20 protein-coding genes are annotated in these 18,291 nt (G+C 60.1%); 11 read left to right on the top strand and 9 right to left on the bottom strand.

Annotated elements, in window-relative coordinates; genetic code table 11:
* Positions 1 to 57: 57 nt before the first annotated feature.
* Genes ABOK31_RS04395 through ABOK31_RS04385 form a run of 3 tightly spaced genes read left to right on the top strand, consistent with a single transcriptional unit; the run spans position 58 to position 1,644 of the window.
* Entirely contained in the window at positions 58 to 567 is a 510-nt protein-coding gene (locus tag ABOK31_RS04395) for a cupin domain-containing protein (RefSeq protein ID WP_349957882.1), read from the top strand.
* 37 nt (positions 568 to 604) lie between these two features.
* A complete protein-coding gene (locus tag ABOK31_RS04390) occupies positions 605 to 1,138 on the top strand; it encodes a GNAT family N-acetyltransferase (RefSeq protein ID WP_174174240.1) in 534 nt (177 codons plus the stop codon).
* Positions 1,139 to 1,143: 5 nt separating this feature from the next.
* Positions 1,144 to 1,644, top strand: a complete 501-nt coding sequence (locus tag ABOK31_RS04385; protein ID WP_349957881.1) for a GNAT family N-acetyltransferase — start codon at positions 1,144 to 1,146, stop codon at positions 1,642 to 1,644.
* Positions 1,645 to 1,675: 31 nt separating this feature from the next.
* On the opposite strand, the gene ABOK31_RS04380 is transcribed toward ABOK31_RS04385, so the two are convergent.
* From ABOK31_RS04380 to ABOK31_RS04350, 7 genes are all read right to left on the bottom strand, one after another.
* The gene (locus ABOK31_RS04380) at positions 1,676 to 2,296 is read right to left on the bottom strand and encodes a riboflavin synthase (protein WP_349957880.1); all 621 of its coding nucleotides are present in this window, start codon (positions 2,294 to 2,296) and stop codon (positions 1,676 to 1,678) included.
* Positions 2,296 to 3,405 (bottom strand): bifunctional diaminohydroxyphosphoribosylaminopyrimidine deaminase/5-amino-6-(5-phosphoribosylamino)uracil reductase RibD, encoded by a 1,110-nt coding sequence (ribD, locus tag ABOK31_RS04375; RefSeq protein WP_349957879.1) that lies wholly within the window; start codon positions 3,403 to 3,405, stop codon positions 2,296 to 2,298. Before ribD ends, ABOK31_RS04380 begins: the two co-directional genes overlap by 1 nt.
* 2 nt (positions 3,406 to 3,407) lie before the next feature.
* Positions 3,408 to 3,884, bottom strand: a complete 477-nt coding sequence (nrdR, locus tag ABOK31_RS04370) for a transcriptional regulator NrdR (RefSeq protein WP_120663528.1) — start codon at positions 3,882 to 3,884, stop codon at positions 3,408 to 3,410.
* A 9-nt stretch (positions 3,885 to 3,893) separates the two neighbouring features.
* A complete protein-coding gene (gene glyA / locus ABOK31_RS04365; protein WP_047627127.1) occupies positions 3,894 to 5,192 on the bottom strand; it encodes a serine hydroxymethyltransferase in 1,299 nt (432 codons plus the stop codon).
* 175 nt (positions 5,193 to 5,367) lie between these two features.
* The gene (locus ABOK31_RS04360; RefSeq protein ID WP_092710717.1) at positions 5,368 to 6,681 is read right to left on the bottom strand and encodes a L,D-transpeptidase family protein; all 1,314 of its coding nucleotides are present in this window, start codon (positions 6,679 to 6,681) and stop codon (positions 5,368 to 5,370) included.
* A 513-nt stretch (positions 6,682 to 7,194) separates the two neighbouring features.
* Positions 7,195 to 7,710, bottom strand: a complete 516-nt coding sequence (locus tag ABOK31_RS04355; RefSeq protein WP_041677845.1) for a MarR family winged helix-turn-helix transcriptional regulator — start codon at positions 7,708 to 7,710, stop codon at positions 7,195 to 7,197.
* A gap of 133 nt (positions 7,711 to 7,843) precedes the next feature.
* The gene (locus ABOK31_RS04350; protein ID WP_174174236.1) at positions 7,844 to 8,284 is read right to left on the bottom strand and encodes a DUF6163 family protein; all 441 of its coding nucleotides are present in this window, start codon (positions 8,282 to 8,284) and stop codon (positions 7,844 to 7,846) included.
* A gap of 143 nt (positions 8,285 to 8,427) precedes the next feature.
* Here ABOK31_RS04350 and hemB point away from each other — a divergent pair, with 143 nt between their 5' ends.
* The 6 genes from hemB to ABOK31_RS04320 all read left to right on the top strand — a co-directional run bounded on the left by hemB (position 8,428) and on the right by ABOK31_RS04320 (position 12,507).
* Entirely contained in the window at positions 8,428 to 9,441 is a 1,014-nt protein-coding gene (hemB, locus tag ABOK31_RS04345; protein ID WP_174174997.1) for a porphobilinogen synthase, read from the top strand.
* 87 nt (positions 9,442 to 9,528) lie between these two features.
* Complete coding sequence (locus tag ABOK31_RS04340; RefSeq protein ID WP_075852219.1) at positions 9,529 to 9,987, top strand: RDD family protein; 459 nt, start codon at positions 9,529 to 9,531, stop codon at positions 9,985 to 9,987.
* 182 nt (positions 9,988 to 10,169) lie between these two features.
* Positions 10,170 to 10,949 (top strand): arginyltransferase, encoded by a 780-nt coding sequence (locus ABOK31_RS04335; RefSeq protein ID WP_174174235.1) that lies wholly within the window; start codon positions 10,170 to 10,172, stop codon positions 10,947 to 10,949.
* Positions 10,950 to 11,846, top strand: a complete 897-nt coding sequence (locus ABOK31_RS04330; protein WP_174174234.1) for a DMT family transporter — start codon at positions 10,950 to 10,952, stop codon at positions 11,844 to 11,846.
* A 50-nt stretch (positions 11,847 to 11,896) separates the two neighbouring features.
* On the top strand, positions 11,897 to 12,118 hold the full coding sequence (locus ABOK31_RS04325; RefSeq protein WP_174174233.1) for an AbrB/MazE/SpoVT family DNA-binding domain-containing protein: 222 nt from the start codon (positions 11,897 to 11,899) through the stop codon (positions 12,116 to 12,118).
* Positions 12,115 to 12,507 carry a type II toxin-antitoxin system death-on-curing family toxin gene (locus ABOK31_RS04320; protein WP_349957878.1) on the top strand — a complete coding sequence of 131 codons (393 nt, stop codon included), beginning with the start codon at positions 12,115 to 12,117 and terminating at the stop codon, positions 12,505 to 12,507. The genes ABOK31_RS04325 and ABOK31_RS04320 overlap by 4 nt, the downstream gene beginning before the upstream one ends.
* 107 nt (positions 12,508 to 12,614) lie before the next feature.
* On the opposite strand, the gene parC is transcribed toward ABOK31_RS04320, so the two are convergent.
* Positions 12,615 to 14,873: a DNA topoisomerase IV subunit A gene (gene parC, locus ABOK31_RS04315; protein ID WP_349957877.1), complete on the bottom strand. Its 2,259-nt coding sequence runs from the start codon at positions 14,871 to 14,873 to the stop codon at positions 12,615 to 12,617.
* 231 nt (positions 14,874 to 15,104) lie between these two features.
* Between parC and ABOK31_RS04310 the strand changes: the two genes are divergently transcribed.
* Positions 15,105 to 16,292, top strand: coding sequence for a hypothetical protein (locus tag ABOK31_RS04310; RefSeq protein ID WP_174174230.1), 1,188 nt, complete (start codon positions 15,105 to 15,107; stop codon positions 16,290 to 16,292).
* A 65-nt stretch (positions 16,293 to 16,357) separates the two neighbouring features.
* Here ABOK31_RS04310 and ABOK31_RS04305 read toward each other — a convergent pair whose 3' ends face one another.
* On the bottom strand, positions 16,358 to 17,014 hold the full coding sequence (locus ABOK31_RS04305) for a TetR/AcrR family transcriptional regulator (protein WP_349957876.1): 657 nt from the start codon (positions 17,012 to 17,014) through the stop codon (positions 16,358 to 16,360).
* 66 nt (positions 17,015 to 17,080) lie between these two features.
* On the opposite strand from ABOK31_RS04305, the gene ABOK31_RS04300 reads away from it, so the two are divergent.
* On the top strand, positions 17,081 to 18,250 hold the full coding sequence (locus tag ABOK31_RS04300; RefSeq protein ID WP_349957875.1) for a serine hydrolase domain-containing protein: 1,170 nt from the start codon (positions 17,081 to 17,083) through the stop codon (positions 18,248 to 18,250).
* The last annotated feature ends 41 nt before the right edge of the window (positions 18,251 to 18,291 follow it).

The following is an 18,291-nucleotide window of genomic DNA, read 5'->3' as shown; positions in this document are numbered from 1 at the left end:
GGCTTCCGCACACGCAACCGCTTCGATAATAATTTGAAGCCTGCGAGGGGGAGGTTCATGACGAAAAAATCCACACCCGCCGTCAATGTCGGCGAGCTTGAACTGGAACATTGGCAGCAAGGCAGCTTCTTTGCCGGCAGCGACACGTCCTTCGGGGCGAAGCTCGGGCTGAAGCAGCTCGGCATCAGCTACAACGAGGTGCCCCCGGGCAAATCCGGCTGTCCGTTTCACAATCATCATGTCGAGGAGGAGATGTTCGTCATTCTCGACGGCGAAGGCGAATATCGCTTCGGCGATCAGCGCATCGCAGTCAGCAAGGGCGATGTGCTGGGCGCTCCGGCCGGCGGCCGGGAAACGGCACATCAGCTGATCAATATCGGCCCCAGCGTGCTCACCTATCTCGCCATTTCCACCAAGGCCCGGACCGAAATCGTCGAATATCCCGATTCCGGCAAGTTCCTGGCTAAAACCTACAGCGACGGCAAAACGGCGTTCCGTGCCATCGGCCGAACCGCCACCACCAATCTCGACTACTGGGACGGCGAGCCCGGCGCCTCGAACGACTGACCATCACCAAAAACATTTTCGGCGAAGACCTAATCCGATGACCCATATTCCAACACTGACGACGGACCGGCTCCTGCTGCGCGGCCATACACTTGATGATTTCGACGAATTCCTCGAGCTCTGGAAACACAAGGACATTGTCCGCTTCATCGGCGGCGAGATGCCGACACGTGAGCAGGTCTGGGCTCGCCTGCTGCGCTATGCCGGCCTATGGCATCATCTCGGCTTCGGTTTCTTTGCCGTCGAGGAACGCCAAAGCGGCCGATTGATCGGTGAGGTGGGATTTCTCGATCTGCATCGCGACATGACGCCGATGACGGAAGGTACCCTGGAAGCCGGCTGGGGCATTACCCCGCCGATGCAGGGCAAGGGCTATGCGACGGAAGCCATGAGCGCGGCAATCGCCTGGGCGGACAAGCAATTTTCAGGACGTCGCATGACCTGCATCGTGGACCTGGAGAACGTACCGTCACTGCGGGTTGCCGAAAAGATCGGCTTCCGCCGCATCGGCGAACTCATGCTCAAGGACAGGTCCAACATCATATTCGAACGTCAGGCGTCACAGGGATGACCATCATGTCGGTTTCGCGGGGTGGATTTTCCGTCAAACCTTACGAACCGGGTGACGCCCAAGCCACGATCGACCTTTTCCTCGGGGCTATTCGCGAAGCGGCGTCGAAAGATTACAGCCCGGCGCAGATCGCCGCCTGGGCGAAGGTCGATGATCCCGAAATCTGGGCGCAGTATCGAGCCAGCCGGCCGACCTGGCTTGCGATGGATGGTTCTACACCCATCGGCTTCACCGACCTGAAATCGGATGGTTGCCTGGATATGATGTTCGTTTCGCCCGACTACCAGGGAAAGGGCGTCGCCAGCCTGTTGCTTGCGACTGTCGAAAACGCCGCGCGCGAACAAGGTTTTCGACGGATCTTCACCGAGGCGAGCCTGACCGCCCGCCCCTTCTTCGAGCGCAAGGGCTTTGTCATCCTGGCCGCGCAGCAAGTGGAAAAGCGCGGCCAGACGCTGGCGAATTTCCTTATGGAAAAAACGCTCCTACAGGATGCCGAGGCACCATAAGCGCCTCCCCAGCGCAGCCTATCCGTAAACCTCAGGATTCGCGGACGGCAGGGAATTCCGCCAGCCGTGCAGCGTAGCGCGCCATGGTGTCGACTTCGAAATTGACGAAATCGCCGGCCTTGCGCTCACCCCAGGTCGTCACCTCCAGGGAATGGCGGATCAGGAGCACGTCGAATTCCATACCCTCGACGGCATTGACCGTCAGCGAAGTGCCGTCGAGCGCGACCGAACCCTTCGGCGCCACGAATCTTGCAAGATGCTCCGGCGCGCGCAGGCGGAAGCGCGTGGCTTCGCCTTCGGCCGTCACCGAAAGAATTTCCGCCTTGCCGTCGATATGGCCGGAAACGATATGACCGCCAAGCTCGTCGCCGATCTTCAGGGAACGCTCAAGGTTGATCTTGGCGCCGGCTTCCCAGGTGCCGATGGTCGTCAGGCGGAGCGCCTCTTCCCAGGCCTCGACCTCGAACCAGCGCCCGTTGCTACCCTCTTCCGGCAGTCCGGTCACCGTCAGGCAGACGCCGGCGTGTGAAATCGAGGCGCCCATATCGATCGTCGCCGGATCGTAGTTGGTGGCGACGCGCAGCTTGATGCCTTCCTGCATCGGGGAAATGGATTCAACGGTGCCGACGTCGGTGACAATTCCGGTAAACATCAAAAACCTCTTTCGTATTCGTCGCAGAGATCATCGCCGAAGCGGCTCTCGCCGACATGCATAAAGTCAGCTGGGATATTGGACTTGAGGACGGGCGATTCAATACCGCCCTCGCCGATATCGGCCGGCCCCTGAAACAGCAGAATGCGATCGACCAATCCGGCGTCGAGAAAACGCCGCGCCGTCTTGGCACCGCCTTCCACCAGCAGGGACGAGATGCCGCGTGTGCCAAGCGCCTCCAGCAGTTCTCCCAGCTCGTTGGAATTGGATTGCAGCACCTCGACACCGGCGGCATCTAGGGCCGCGCGACGTCCAAGGAATACAGCATCGGTATTGTCGTCGAAGGACGGCGGATGGCCGGCGACCGCAATCACTGGATATTGCCGAGCCGTCCGGACCAGCTTGCTGCCGAGCGGCAGCTGAAGATCTTCGTCTATGACGATACGCAGAGGCGAGCGGTCTTCGAGGCCGGGAAGCCTGCATGTCAATTCCGGATCGTCGGCGATTGCCGTGCCGATGCCGACGAGAATGGCGTCGCTTTCAGCACGCAGCATCTGCACCTCAGCCCGCGAGACATCGCCGGTGATGCGGATCTGCCCCTCGCCCGTCTTGCCGATCATGCCGTCGGCAGAAACGGCAAGCTTGAGAGTCACATAGGGCCGGTTTCTCGTCTGGCGCATGAGATAGCCGGCGAGAGACCGTCTGCCTTCCGTCTCCAGAATCCCCGTATCGACCTCGATACCGGCCTCGCGCAGCATGGTGATGCCGCGCCCGGAAACGCGCTGATCGGCATCGGTGACGCTGATGACGACGCGCGCCACGCCATAAGCGATCAATGCTTCGGCGCAGGGCGGCGTCTTGCCGTAATGAGAGCAGGGTTCAAGCGTCACGTAGGCGGTGGCGCCTCTGGCCGCCTCGCCTGCCTCGGCCAGCGCCTGAGGCTCGGCATGCGGGCGTCCACCCAATGCGGTTACGCCGCTGCCGAGAATGACACCATCCTTGACAACGAGGCAGCCGACCGAGGGATTGGTGGAGGTCAGCCCCAGATGCGTGCGCGACAGGCGGATTGCCTCCGCCATAAAACGCTCGTCTTCCGGCCGCTGCACCATGATCAGGGATCCAGCGGATCGCGGGCGATCTTTGCGTTGATCTCCTCGATCACATGCTCGAAATCCTCCGCGTGCGAAAAATCGCGATAGACGGAGGCGTAACGCACGAAGGCGACGTCATCGAGGCTCTTCAGCGCTTCCAGTACCTGTAGGCCGATCTGCTCCGAGCTGATTTCCGTCTCGCCGGAGCTTTCCAGGCGGCGGACGATGCCGGACACGGCGCGTTCGATGCGATCACGATCGACCGGGCGCTTGCGCAGCGCGATTTCGAAGGAGCGTACCAGTTTGTCGCGATCGAAAAGCACCTTGCGGCCGGTCTTCTTGATGACCATGAGCTCGCGCAGCTGCACGCGCTCGAATGTCGTGAAGCGGCCGCCGCAATCGGGACAAATGCGCCGACGGCGGATGGACGTATTGTCCTCCGCCGGGCGCGAGTCCTTGACCTGAGTGTCTTCCGAGCCGCAGTAAGGGCAGCGCATGCGCTCTCCTTAGCCCATGTAGCCGTACATCGGGAAGCGGTCGGTGAGCTTGACCACTTTCTCGCGCACGGCAGCCTCGACGGCGGCATTGCCTTCGTCCGAATTGGCGACCTTCAGGCCATCGAGCACTTCGATGATCAGATTGCCGATTTCACGGAATTCGGCTTCCTTGAAGCCGCGCGTCGTGCCGGCCGGCGTGCCGAGGCGGACACCGGAGGTGACGAAAGGCTTCTCGGGGTCGAACGGAATGCCGTTCTTGTTGCAGGTGACGTAAGCGCGGCCGAGGGCCGCTTCCGCGCGCTTGCCGGTGGCGTTCTTCTTGCGCAAGTCCACAAGCATCAGGTGGTTGTCCGTGCCGCCGGAGACGACGTCGACGCCGCCAGAGATCAGGGTTTCGGCAAGAGCCTTGGCGTTCTTGACGATCTGGGCGGCATAGTCCTTGAAGTCTGGCTGCAGCGCTTCGCCGAGCGCGACGGCCTTGGCGGCGATGACATGCATCAGCGGGCCACCCTGGAGACCCGGGAAGACGGCCGAATTGAACTTCTTCGCCAGATCCTCGTCATTGGTGAGGATCATGCCGCCGCGCGGGCCACGCAGCGACTTGTGCGTGGTCGTCGTGGCAACGTGGCAATGCGGGAACGGCGACGGATGCTGGCCACCGGCGACGAGGCCGGCGATGTGCGCCATGTCGACCATCAGATAGGCGCCAACGCTGTCGGCGATCTCGCGGAAGCGCTTCCAGTCCCAAATGCGGGAATAGGCCGTGCCACCGGCGATGATCAGCTTCGGCTTGGTTTCTTCGGCCTTGCGCTGCACTTCGTCCATGTCGAGCAGGTTGTCGCCTTCGCGCACGCCATAGGAGACGACGTTGAACCACTTGCCGGACATGTTGACTGGCGAGCCATGCGTGAGGTGACCGCCCGAGTTCAGGTCAAGACCCATGAAGGTATCGCCCGGCTGCAGGAGCGCGAGGAAGACGGCCTGGTTCATCTGCGAACCGGAATTCGGCTGAACGTTGGCGAAGTTGACGCCGAACAGCTTCTTGGCGCGCTCGATGGCGAGCTCCTCGGCGATATCAACGTACTGGCAGCCGCCATAATAGCGCTTGCCCGGATATCCCTCGGCGTACTTGTTGGTCATGATCGAGCCCTGCGCTTCCAGAACGGCGCGCGAGACGATGTTTTCCGAGGCGATCAGTTCGATTTCGTGCCGCTGGCGACCGAGCTCCTTGCCGATCGCGCCAAAGATTTCCGGATCGGTATCGGCAAGCGAGCGATTGAAGAAGGGTTCGGTGGACGCGTTGGTCATCGTGAAAGCTCCTGAACGGGCCGGAACGGCAATGCAAACGGTATTAGCGTCAGGGTCGCCGGAGAGCAATACGACCAGCGACATTTGCTGGGCATTCTACGCAGAGCAGTGCCAGCCAATGAAAAAGCCGCATCAAAAGACGCGGCTTCGATAGGAATTGCAATTGGAACGCCGATTACTGAACCGGTTGCTCCATACCCTGGGTCGTGTCGAGCGCCAACTGGGAATTGCCGTCGAGATTGTAGATGTCGTCGCGGAACTGGACGATGCCGTCACGGGCGCTCCAGGCGGAGATATAGACGAAATAGACCGGGACTTCCGACGCCAGCGTAATCGGCGTGTTGACGCGGGTGGAGATGACCTGCTCGATGTGCTGGCGCGGCCAGCCCGGAGTTTCGGCCAGCAGCCAGGTCGCCAGGTCGCGCACATTCTGAACGCGCACACAGCCCGAGCTGTCGAAGCGCATCAGCTTGTTGAACAGGCCCTGCTCCGGCGTATCGTGCATATATTCGTTGTTGGGGTTATGGAAGTTGATCTTCGTGGACGCCATGGCATTCGTCTTGCCCGGGTCCTGGCGAAACATCAGGTCCGGCGCCTTGTCCGAATTCCAATCGATCGTCTCGGGTGCCACTTCCTGACCCTTGCCGTCGAGAAGGCGGATGTTGCTCCTCGCCAGATAGGTCGGGTCCTTGCGCATCAGCGGCATGATATCCTTGACGATGATGGAGCGCGGCGCCGTCCAGTAGGGATTGAGGATAACCTCGTAGATCTTCGAATTGATGATGTGCGTCGGGCGCGACTCCCGGCCGACGATCGCCTCGTGGCGCAGCGCCACCTGACCGTCTTCCACGGCTTCGACACGGGTCGCCGGGATGTTGACCATGACGTGACGGCGGCCAAGATCGGACGGGAATGTCTGAAGGCGGACGAGATTGGTATTCAGCTGCTGCAGACGGACGTTGGCGGGGATGTTCATCGCCTTCTGCGTGAAATCACCGATGACGCCATCCGGCGGCAGACCGTGGCGAGCCTGGAAACGCTTGACGGCGCCGTCCACGTAGGAATCGAAAGACGATGAAATGCCCGCCTCGCGCGGCAGGTCGCCTGAAACCATCAGATGCTGGCGAAGTGTCTGCACGGCGGGATCGGTAACGCCGATCTGCAGCGGCTGCTGGCTCGTCGGGCTGACTTGCGGCCAGCCGCCATTGGCAACGATGCTCTGATACTGAGCAATCGCCTGCTGAATGTTCGGCACGGAATCGGGGCCAAGGATCGGCGTGTTCGACTGGACGGCGGCGGCCGTACGAGCAGCAGCCTTGGCGTCGAACTGATCGTCCCAATTGCCGCGAGAACGGTCGTTGATCAGCGCTTCAAGCGGGGTCGCGTTTTGCGCTAGAGCCGGAGCGGCCAGTGCGGCAGCGCCAAGAGTTGCAGCCGACCGCAGGAAAGAGCGGCGCGAAAAGGGTCCAATTCCGTTTTTCTTCGACATGTCCTAACCGTTCAACGCTGCGATCCAATCATGCGCAGCCTAGAGAGGAAGCAGTAAATAGCGCAAGCTTGCGCCAAGTAACGTGGCTCAGTATCAATCCGTTCCCTTAATGCACCACCAAAAACTTGGCCACGAACTATCACAATATCGCGAAGCCAAGACCTTCAGGTTGGAAGATCGTATTTCGAGAACGCTGCTTGCAGTCGATTTCCGCTGTCATAGCAATATGGCCAATTCGTGTCTCCCGGCATGAAACTTGCCTTGCCATGCGAGGGCGAAAGAAAAGCCAAACTGCTTTTGCTAAAATACCACAGCTGCGCGTGGTTCATAGCGTGTCTTCATCCGGCGTCAATGGCTTAGCCGTCCGGGACCTTACATGTGACGGAAGGTGAAGCGCGGACGTGGCAAAAAGCGCACAACGGCCGGGCCGGCAACGCGTTCAAGCCGGACACGCAGGGAAACGTGTCCAGCTTGTTTGACTGGAAGATCTTGCGATCGTTCAGCTGCACTCACTCACATGCGGTAAGCGATGCTGTCGTTCCAGAAGCGGTCCAGACGCTGCAGCAGCTTGTTCATCTGGGTGAATTCGTCGGTGCCGATGCCGCCGACCTTGTCGATCGAGCCGATGTGGCGCTCATAGAGCTTGGCGACGGTTTCGGCGATGTCCTGGCCGGTTTCCGTCAGGCTGATGCGGACCGAGCGGCGGTCGATGCGTGAGCGCTGATGGTTGATGAAGCCGAGGTCGACCAGCTTCTTGACGTTGTAGGAAACGTTGGAGCCGAGGTAGAAACCGCGGGAGCGCAGTTCACCGGCCGTCAGCTCGGAATTGCCGATGTTGAAAAGGAGAAGTGCCTGGACGGCATTGACGTCGTCGCGACCCTGACGGTCGAACTCGTCTTTGATAACATCAAGCAGGCGGCGGTGCAGACGCTCGACCAGGTGAAGGGATTCCATGTAGAGAGCCCGGATGTCATCAACCTGCTGATCCCGAGCGTTTGCAACTGCCTGCGGCTTGATTTTCGTGTTCATCATGACTTGGCCTCACTCTGTTTTGTTTGGCGGTGTCGTTTTCTTCCCGCCTTGAGTGAGACCCTATCGAATACACATAAAATTCTACTTAAACTGCAGGCTTAACAGCACCTTACCAGGAAGTGTTGCTGTCTCAGGGTAAATCAACCATTACCTGCTGCTGGCGGCGCCGGCGTTTCTCCTGCCACAGAAGGACGCGGAAAAGGCAATAAATCACCGCAACGCAGGCATGCAAGATCATGATCAGTGGATTGGATCCGAATATCTCCGGCCAGACGCCATACATCAGTCCCTGGCCGCCTGCGGCCAGCACCCACATGACCGGCCCCCAGGAAACGGTGAGCCATAATCCGAGGGCTGCGACCGGGAAAACCACGGCAAGCCCCGCGCCCGCGACCTTCCAGGGCAGAGCGAGCAGATCGAAGCGCGCGTGGCCCGCGAGCGAATAGCCGACCAGCATCGCCCAATATTGCAGGCCGAGCCAGAAGCAAGCGATCGCGATCAGCCGCAGGAACAAAACGAACAGGATGTCCGTCAGCGTATTCTTGGGTACGGTCGAAGAATCAGGTTCCATGCGCGAACAATACGTAGGAGGCATCTGCCTCGCCAGAATATAATGGCTGCGGCCTTTCGCCTGGTTTTGAATCCTGGGGACAGCGTGATAGGTACGCGGCCTATATAGAGTGCCATAAATAAATGAAGAAGGATGACGGCATCATGGAGAACAAGACGCATCTCGTCGACGAGATCACCGGGCATCGCCGCATGCGACGCAACCGCAAGGCCGATTGGACACGCCGTCTCGTGCAGGAAAACCGTCTGACGGTGGACGATCTGATCTGGCCGATCTTCGTGATCCCGGGCACCGGCATCGTCGAGCCGATCCCCGCCATGCCCGGCGTCAACCGCATGACCGTGGACAAGGCGGTGGAAGCGGCCAGGGAAGCGGCCGATCTCGGCATCCCCGCGCTTGCCACCTTCCCGAACATCGAAATGGAACTGCGCGACGAGACCGGCTCCAACAGCCTCGAGAAGAACAATCTCATCAATCTTGCCAGCGCCGCGATCAAGAAGGCGGTGCCGAATATCGGCGTCATCACCGACGTCGCCCTCGATCCCTTCACAAGCCATGGCCATGACGGCATCCTGCGCGGCAATGAGATCGTCAACGACGAAACGGTCGAACAGGTGGCGCGTGCCGCCGTCTATCAGGCGGACGCCGGCGCCGATATCATCGCGCCTTCGGAAATGATGGACGGCCGCATCGGCGCGATCCGCCAGGCGCTCGATGCCGCCGGGCACCAGAATGTCGGCATCATGAGCTACGCGACGAAATTCAGCTCGGCCTTTTACGGCCCTTACCGCGAGGCGATCTCGACGGGCGGCCTGCTAAAGGGCGACAAGAAGACCTATTACATCGACCCGGCCAACGGCACCGAGGCCGTGCGCGACGCTGCGCTCGATGTCGAGGAAGGTGCCGACATGCTGATGGTCAAGCCCGGCCTGCCCTATCTCGACATCTGTTGGCGGCTGAAGGAAGCCTTTGGTCTTCCGACCTTCGCCTACCAGGTCTCCGGCGAATACGCGATGATCAAGGCCGCCGCCGCCAATGGCTGGATCGACGGCGAAAGGGTGATGTTCGAAACCCTGCTCGCCTTCAAGCGCGCCGGATGCGACGGCATCCTCACCTATTTCGCTGTCGATGTGGCAAAACATCTGGCGAGAAAATAGTTTCGACTCACGGGTTGGCGGCCTGCTTATTGTATTTGCAGGCCCTGACACCATATGTTCGGCAAATGTTTCCCAAGGAGGAAAGCAATGAGCCTGAACCCCAGCCCGCTTTATGCAGCACCGGACGACTGGCGCGCCTATAGTGGCGTGCTGAGCCGGCGCATCTTCGCCTTCATCGTCGATTACATCATCGTCGCGCTGCTCTGCATTCCTGCGGCCGTGCTGCTGTTTTTCGTTTCGATCCTGACGCTGGGGCTTGGCTTCTTCCTCTATCCGGTGCTCTTCGTCCTGGTTGCCGGCCTTTATTTCGGCTGGACGCTCGGCGGCCCCTATCAGGCATCGCTCGGCATGCGCGCCATGGGCCTCACCATGGTTCGAGTCGACGGCCGGCGAATGGATTTCCTGACGGCGATCGTCCATCTGGCGCTGTTCTGGATCCTGAACTCCGTCCTGACGCCGCTCATTCTGCTGGTAGGCCTCTTCACCGACCGTAGCCGGCTGGTGCATGACCTGCTGCTCGGCACCGTCATCGCCCGGACGGCTTAAAACAACGCATAATCATCGGACACCGCAAGATCTCCTGCGGAGCCAAAGGGCGCGCGGGAGATATTTCTGTGCATGGTCAATTAGGAAACTTCGATCTTTAGCGAAGGACGTAGTTGACGTTTTCTAAACTTGAGCCATGCTTGTAGAAAACGAGTGCCGAGAGAAAGGTCAATCAACGGCAGATGAACACGCAGTCGACGCCATCCCCGCAGTTTTATCTGACGGCACCGGCTTCCTGCCCGTACTTGCCGCACGAGATGGAACGCAAGGTCTTTACGCACCTTGTTGGTCCCCGTGCCGCCGAGATGAACGATATTCTGACCCAGGGCGGCTTCAGGCGCTCGCAGAACATCGCCTACCGTCCAGCCTGCGAATCCTGCAGGGCCTGCATATCGGTGCGTATCCTCGCCCAGGAATTCGAGCCCACCCGCTCGATGAAACGGGTGCTGACCGCCAACAGCGATATCATCGCCACCGAATTTCCGGCGCAGCCTTCCAGCGAGCAATATTCGCTCTTCCGCCGCTATCTCGACTATCGCCACCAGCAAGGCGGTATGTCCGACATGACCGTGCTCGACTATGCGATCATGGTCGAGGACACACATGTGAACACGCGCATCATCGAGTATCGCCGCCGCGAGGAAGGATCGGGGCTCGAACAGCGCCCGAAGGGTGAACTTCTGGCCGCTGCCTTGACCGACGTGATGAGCGACGGGCTTTCGATGGTCTATTCCTATTTCAATCCTGACCTCGATGCGCGGTCGCTCGGCACCTTCATGATTCTGGATCACATCAAGCGGACGAAAGCCCTCGGGCTGCCGCATGTCTATCTCGGCTATTGGGTCAAGGGCTCGCGCAAGATGGACTATAAGACGCGCTTCCAGCCGCAGGAACATCTGACGCCGCGTGGCTGGGAACGTTTCGATCCGGCCGCCGACGGCGACAAGGATACCTTCCGCTGAATGTTTGCCCATCTCTCGGATCATAAGAAGGGCTTGCTGCTGACGACACTCGGCGGTCTGGCCCTGTCCATGGACATCCCGCTGATCAGGCTTTCCAGCGGCGAGGTCTGGTCGGTGCTGTCAGTGCGCAGCCTTGCGACCATTGTCGTGGCGCTCGCCGCCCTCGTCGTCATCCGCCGGGTCACGGGTTCGCTGCGCGGCGTATTGCCGGGTTGGCTGGGGCTTCCCGTCGGCTTCTTCTATGGGCTGACGACCATCACCTTCCTGCTTGCTGTCTATTACACGAAGGCGGCGAACGTGGTGTTCATCATCGCCTTGAACCCGATGTTCACCGCGCTGCTCTCGTGGATATTCCTCAAGGAACGCCCGGCAATTTCGACCTTCATCACTATGGCTGTCATGATCCTCGGTGTCGGCCTGATTGTCGGGGATGGCATGGAGGGCGGGCATATGCTTGGCGATGCGCTTTCCGTGGTCGCCTCGTTCTCCATAGCGTGCGCCATCACGATCAGCCGTGCTTCGGGTCGGGATATGGGCTTCGCCTCCCTGCTGGCGGCCGTCATTCCAGCGGCGGTCGGGCTCTATCACATGGTGCCCTCGGGTTTTTCCATCGACCATCCGGGCTGGATCCTTTTCGACGGCGCCGTGCTGATGCCGCTTTCCTTCTGGTGTCTCGCAACAGGCACGCGCTTTCTCTCCGCGCCGGAAGTGGCGATGTTCTATCTGCTGGAAACGATCCTTGCGCCGATCTGGGTCTGGCTGATCTTTTCAGAGGCGCCGACCAACATGACGCTTGCCGGCGGTGCGATCCTGATCCTGGCGCTTGCCGCACACTCGGTCTGGCAGGCGCGGGTCAAGGCGAGAGCGGCGTTGGCGACGCAGGGACTTGCACATTGAAGCACGGCCCACCCAATGTTATAACTAGGTTATTACATTGGAGCTGAAATATGAACGTCACCATCCGCAAGATCGGCAATTCCGAAGGCGTGATTATTCCGAAGGAAGTTCTCCAAAGGCTTGGCCTCAAAAACGGCGATGCGCTGGAGATACGCGAAGTAAACGGCAACATCGAGTTGGTTCCCGAACGTGCGGATCTTGCCGAACAACTACGCGCGGCGAGACTTGGCATGCAGAAATATCGCAGTGCCCTGCGTGAACTCGCAAAATGAATGATTATAAATGGCTATCCCGTGAAGCCGTTGAGATCATGCATGAGGAACAGATCGCCGAACATGGTGGATTGCCGGGCCTAAAGGATGAGAACGCCTTGGAAGCCGCGATGGCACGCCCATTGAACAAGGCTGCCTACGGCGAAAGCAATTTATTTGCCTTGGCAGCGGCCTACCTCTACGGCATCGTCCGAAATCATCCATTCTCGGATGGAAACAAGCGAGCCAGCTACCTCGCGGCGTTTACGTTTCTCTATATCAACGGCTACCTTATCGAGGCTGACGATGGAACTATCGTCGCCTTCGTGCAGGGCGTCGCGGCTGGAGAAATTGACGAAGCGGGTGCGACGCAATTTCTCAAAGACTTCTGCGTCCCGCTGACCGGATGACAGCTATCTCATCAGCCGCAACACCTCGGCCCTTCGCTAGGGCTCAGGGCGTTCGTCGCTGCAATCGACCCACTGGGTCGATTGCTCGGGCTTTGCCCGACCACTCCTCACCCCGAAAACCTGCCGCTCCTTGGGAAGCCCTTCGGCACGGCACGGCCGGCGCCGGCGCGGTCGCCCAGCCATTCCGCCAGCTCATCCTTCGTCTTGGTGAAGGTGCGGCCGGCGCTGTCTTCCCAGGTCAGGCCCTCCGCGATCATGAAGCAGCGGATGTCGGAAATGCCGCCATCCTTGTATTTCTGCAGGCGCACGCCCTTGCCGCGTGACATTTCCGGTACCTGCGAGAGGGGGAAGATGACCATCTTCCGGTTCTCGCCGACCACGGCGACGTGGTCGCCTGATATCGGAACCAGAAGCTTGGTCTCGTCGGGATAGGAGACGTTCATGATCTGCTTGCCCTTGCGGGTATTGGCGACCAGTTCCGCCTCGGCGACAATGAAGCCGTTGCCTGCCGTCGATGCGATCATCTGCTTGCGCTGCGGATCGTGGACGAAGGCGGTCAGCACGTCCTGATCGTTTTCCATATCGATCATGATGCGCAGCGGCTCGCCATGACCACGGCCGCCGGGCAGCTTGTCGCCGCCGAGCGTATAGGCCTTGCCGCCCGTGGTGATGATGAGGATCTTGTCCGTGGTCTGCGCTGGGAAGGCGACCTTGAGGCCGTCGCCTTCCTTGAAGGTCAGCGACGAGGTATCGGAAATGTGGCCCTTGAGGGCACGGATCCAGCCCTTCTCCGAAACGACGACGGTGATCGGCTCCTTCTCGATCATCGCCTGCTGGATGGCTGCATCATCGGCTTCGGGTGCCTCGGCAAACTGCGTGCGGCGGCGGCCGATTTCAGTCGCCTTGGCGAATTTCTTCTTCACCTCGCCGATTTCCCAGGACACCGTCTGCCACTGCTTCTCGTCCGAAGCGAGCAGCGCCTCGATATCGGCCTTCTCCTTCGTCAGGCCATCGAATTCCTTGCGGATTTCGAACTCTTCCAGCTTGCGCAAGGAGCGCAGCCGCATGTTGAGGATCGCCTCGACCTGATTGTCCGTGAGGCCGAACCGCTCCATCATCACGGGCTTCGGTTCATCTTCCTCGCGGATGATGGCGATGACCTCATCGATATTGAGATAGGCGACCAGGAAACCGCCAAGGATTTCGAGTCGCTTTTCAATGGCCGCCAGGCGGAAGCGCGAACGGCGCAGCAACACCTCGCGGCGATGATCCAGCCATTCCTTCAGCACCTCGTTCAGGGCCATGACCCTGGGGATACGGCCCATGGACAGGACGTTCATGTTGAGCGGGAAGCGGCTTTCCAGCTCCGTCAGCTTGAACATCGATTCCATCAGGATCGTCGCGTCGACCGTGCGGCTCTTCGGCACGAGCACGACGCGGATATCCTCGGCGGATTCATCACGGATGTCCTCGAGCAGCGGCAGCTTGCGCGCCAGCAGCAACTCGGCGATCTTTTCGATCAGCCGCGACTTCTGTACCTGGAACGGAATTTCGGTGACAATGATCTGATAGCCACCGCGACCGAGATCCTCGATCTCCCATTTGGAGCGAACGCGGAAGCCGCCACGGCCAGTCTTGTAGCTTTCGATGATACTCTGGCGATCGTCGATAATGATGCCGCCGGTCGGAAAGTCGGGACCTGGAATATACAGTTCCACCAGCTTCTCGACCGTCGCCTCACGATCCTTGATTAAATGCAGGGCAGCGTCGCAAAGCTCGTGAGCATTGTGCGGCGGGATAGAGGTCGCCATGCCGACAGCGATGCCCGAAGAGCCATTGGCGAGCAGATTGGGAAAAGCCCCCGGCAGAACGATCGGCTCGGAATTCGACTCGTCATAGGTGTCGCGAAAATCTACCGCGTCCTGGTCGATGCCCTCGAGCAGCAGTTCGGAAACCGCCGTCATCTTGGATTCGGTGTAGCGCATCGCGGCCGGGCTATCGCCGTCGATATTGCCGAAATTGCCCTGGCCGTTGACCAGCGTATAGCGCTGCGAGAAATCCTGCGCCAGGCGCGCCAGCGCATCGTAGATCGACTGGTCGCCATGCGGGTGATAGTTACCCATCACTTCGCCGACGATCTTGGCACATTTGCGGAAGGCAGCATTGGGGCGCAGCCCCATCTCGCTCATGGCATAGACGATACGGCGATGCACCGGCTTCAGCCCGTCGCGAACGTCCGGAAGCGCGCGTTGCGTAATCGTCGACAAGGCATAGGCCAAGTAGCGCTCTTCGAGCGCCGCCTTCAGATCGACCGGAAGGATATTGTCGTCGCCGTCACTGGGCGGCGGTGTCAGATTTTTTCCCATGGCCCTTGACTATAAGAGATGGCGATTCACAGCAAGAAATCAGCCGAAAGCACCTGTGGATGAAGGCGTTTCGGCCCTCTTGCACGACGGCGACCGATGCATTTTTGCTGCACCTGCTTTCAGCACTCATTGTCATTGGATTTTCGAAGAAAGATCAATATAAGTCAGCGCAGTACACGCTCAATCTGTACACCCCCGCAATATACCACCGGCTCAACGAGGAACGCCATAATGACTTTCTATCGGACCACGCGGCTGATGCTTTGCAGCGCCGCAATCCTGTCTTTCGCCAGCTCGGCCTTCGCGCTCGACGGCAATGATCTGCTGAAGAAGATCAACGACGTCTACGGCCAGCAGGGCGGTTCGATTGCTGCCACGGGCGTCGACGTCGACGGCAGCACGGTGACGCTGAAGGGCGCAAGTTTCAAAGCGGCCGGCATGGACGACAGCATTCCGCTCGGGGACATTACCCTGGACGGCGTCGAGGAAAACAATGGCGGCTACACGATCGATGAAATCGATTTCGCAGATGTCGATTTCGAAAAGGACGGCGCCTCCGTTTCCGCCACCGACCTCAAGCTGAGCGGCGTCGAGATCCCAGCCGACACGACCAAGGGCGATCTCAGCTCACTGCTTTACTACAAGAGCGCCCACGCCGGCGCCGTGTCCGTGACCAAGGACGATACCGAGGTGTTCTCGATCGAGGGCGCCGACGCCAACATGAAGAAGCGCGACGACAAGTCGGGCCTCGACTTCGATGCCAAGATCAATGGCGTCAAGGCCGATCTCAGCAAGGTCGACGATGCGAAGACCAAGGAAGCTATCGAAGCGCTGAAGCTGCAGCAGATCGACGGCACGATCTCCATGAAGGGTAGCTGGGAAATCGGACCCGGCACGATCGACATCACCGAATATTCCTTCGACTTCAGGGATATCGGCAAGCTGAACCTCGCCTTCAGCATTTCCGGCTACACGCCGGCCTTTGCCAAGTCGATGCAGGATGCGCTCAAGACGGTTCGCTCCAACCCGAACCAGCAGGAAGCACAGCAGTCCGCCGGCCTCGCCATGCTCGGCCTGCTGCAGCAGCTCACCTTCAACAGCGCCCAGATCCGCTTCGACGATGCATCGATCACGGCTCGTGCGCTCGATTTCGCAGGCAAGCAGCAGGGCGTTACAGGCAAGCAGCTCGCCGACACCCTGAAGGCAATGACGCCGATCATGATGGCGCAGCTCAACATTCCGGAACTGCAGAACGCCGTTTCCACGGCCGTCAGCTCCTACCTCGACAACCCGAAGAGCATGACGGTGACGGCAGCTCCCGGCAAGCCGGTTCCTGTTCCGATGATCATCGGCGCTGCCATGGGCGCACCGCAGACGATCCCGCAAGTCATCGGCCTCAAGGTTTCCTCGAACGACTAATCTGTCGCTCCAGACCTCATTCAGAACCCGGCGATCTCGGTCGCCGGGTTTTTCTTTGCCTTGGTTCAGGCATCCTGCTGCACCTGATACGCTTTCAGCTCGCTGAGCGCATGAGACAGGAGGGCAAGCAATTCCTCCGTGGTCGCACCGTCGCGGGCCTGAACGGACATGCCCTGCACGATCGCGCCCAGAAAGCGGGCGAGCGAACGAGCATCGGCATCCGGGCGCATATCCCCCTCGGCAATGCCGCGTTCGATGCGGGCGGTGAAGATGTCAAGCGTCTGCAGGCGCATCGACGCGACGTGATGGGCGATCGGCTCGTTTTCCTCGGCGCAGTTCAGCACCGCCGTCGATATCATGCAGCCTTTCGGATGCTCCGGGGCCGTGAAAATCTTGGCAGAATTCATCAGAAAGCGCTCGAAGGCCGCCACCGTATCCAGCTTGTCCTGAAAGGGATTGCCGGGCTCCGGCCGCGGCATGCGCCGATATTGGTCGAGCGTCTCGCGATAGAGCTCGGCCTTAGAACCGAAGGCGGCATAGAGGCTTTGCGGCGTGATGCCCATGGCGGCCGTCAGATCGGCAATGGAGGAACCGTCATAGCCATGCTTCCAGAAGGTGTCGCGTGCCGACGCAAGAACCGTCTCGCGATCGAAAGCCGGCGGCCGCCCGCGCTTGCGCGGTGAAGAATTGTCCTTGTCTTCAATATTTTTCACAATGGTCACTCTAGAATTATTTCTCGACTTGGTTTATTCAGGAATGGTCATTGTGATTATATAAGGTTTTGCCCCATGAGTCTTCCCCTGGAAAATTCCGCACGCACCAGCGACGGCAGCCTTGCTGAAGGCGTCGATGCTGCAATCAATTCCGCCCTGGCCGAAAAGAGGCTGGTCGGAAGCGTCGTTCTCATCGCTCAAGACGGAGAATTGGTCTACGCCCGTGCCGCCGGCCTGGCGGATCGGGAAAACGGTGTGGCGATGCAGGAAGATGCCATCTTCCGCCTCGCCTCCGTCACCAAGCCGATCGTCACTATTGCCGCCATGCGGCTCATCGAACAGGGCCGTCTCGGCCTCGACGATCCGATCACCAAATGGCTGCCGGATTTCCGGCCGCGGCTGCCGGATGGCGGCGAAGCCACCATTCTCATCCGGCATCTCCTCACGCACACATCCGGACTGGGCTATACATTCGCGGAAGAGCAAGACGGCCCCTATCATCGCGCCGGCGTCTCCGATGGCCTGGACACGCCGGGCCGATCGGTGGCTGAAAACCTCAAGCGTCTCGCCAGCGCTCCCCTTCTCTTTGCGCCCGGGGAAAACTGGCAGTATTCCCTGGCAATGGATGTCCTCGGCGGCATCATCGAAAAGGAAACGGGCGGCGCCCTCGGCGATGCCGTTACGGAGCTTGTCATGAAGCCGCTCGGCGTCTCCGACACGGCTTTCTCGGTGCGCGACCGCAGCCGCCTGGCAGCCAATTACGTAAACGGAACTCCCGCGCCGCGGCGAATGGAAGACGGCACGCTTGTTCCCATACTCGACGGTGTGATCCGCTTTGCGCCCGACAGGATATTCGATCCCGCCTCCTACCACTCCGGCGGCGCGGGTATGGCTGGAACGGCAAGCGACATTCTGGCCATTCTCGACACCATCCGCAAAGGCGGTGCGCCGCTGCTGTCGGCAGATACGGTGAAGACCATGATGGCCGATCAGGCAGGCGGCCATATGCAGGCGCTGCAAGCCGGCGTCGGCTTCGGGTATGGCTGGTCCGTCGTCACCGATCCCGTGGCAGCGCAAGTTCCCTTCTCGGCCGGCACGATCAAATGGGGCGGCGTCTACGGCCACAGCTGGTTCGTCGATGCCGAAAAGGGGCTGACGGTGGTTGCCCTGACCAACACCGCGCTCGAAGGCATGTGGGGACAGTTCACCACGGATCTCGCCAAGGCGGTCTATGCGGCGATCTGACTGACACAAGCAGACAAACAAAAACCCGGCGATTTCGGTCG

Origin of the sequence: Rhizobium sp. ZPR4 (assembly GCF_040215725.1) — a bacterium.
Classification (GTDB): Bacteria; Pseudomonadota; Alphaproteobacteria; order Rhizobiales; family Rhizobiaceae; genus Rhizobium; species Rhizobium rhizogenes_D.
Note: the sequence above shows the minus strand (reverse complement) of the source record. Positions and strands in the feature narration are given on the sequence as shown.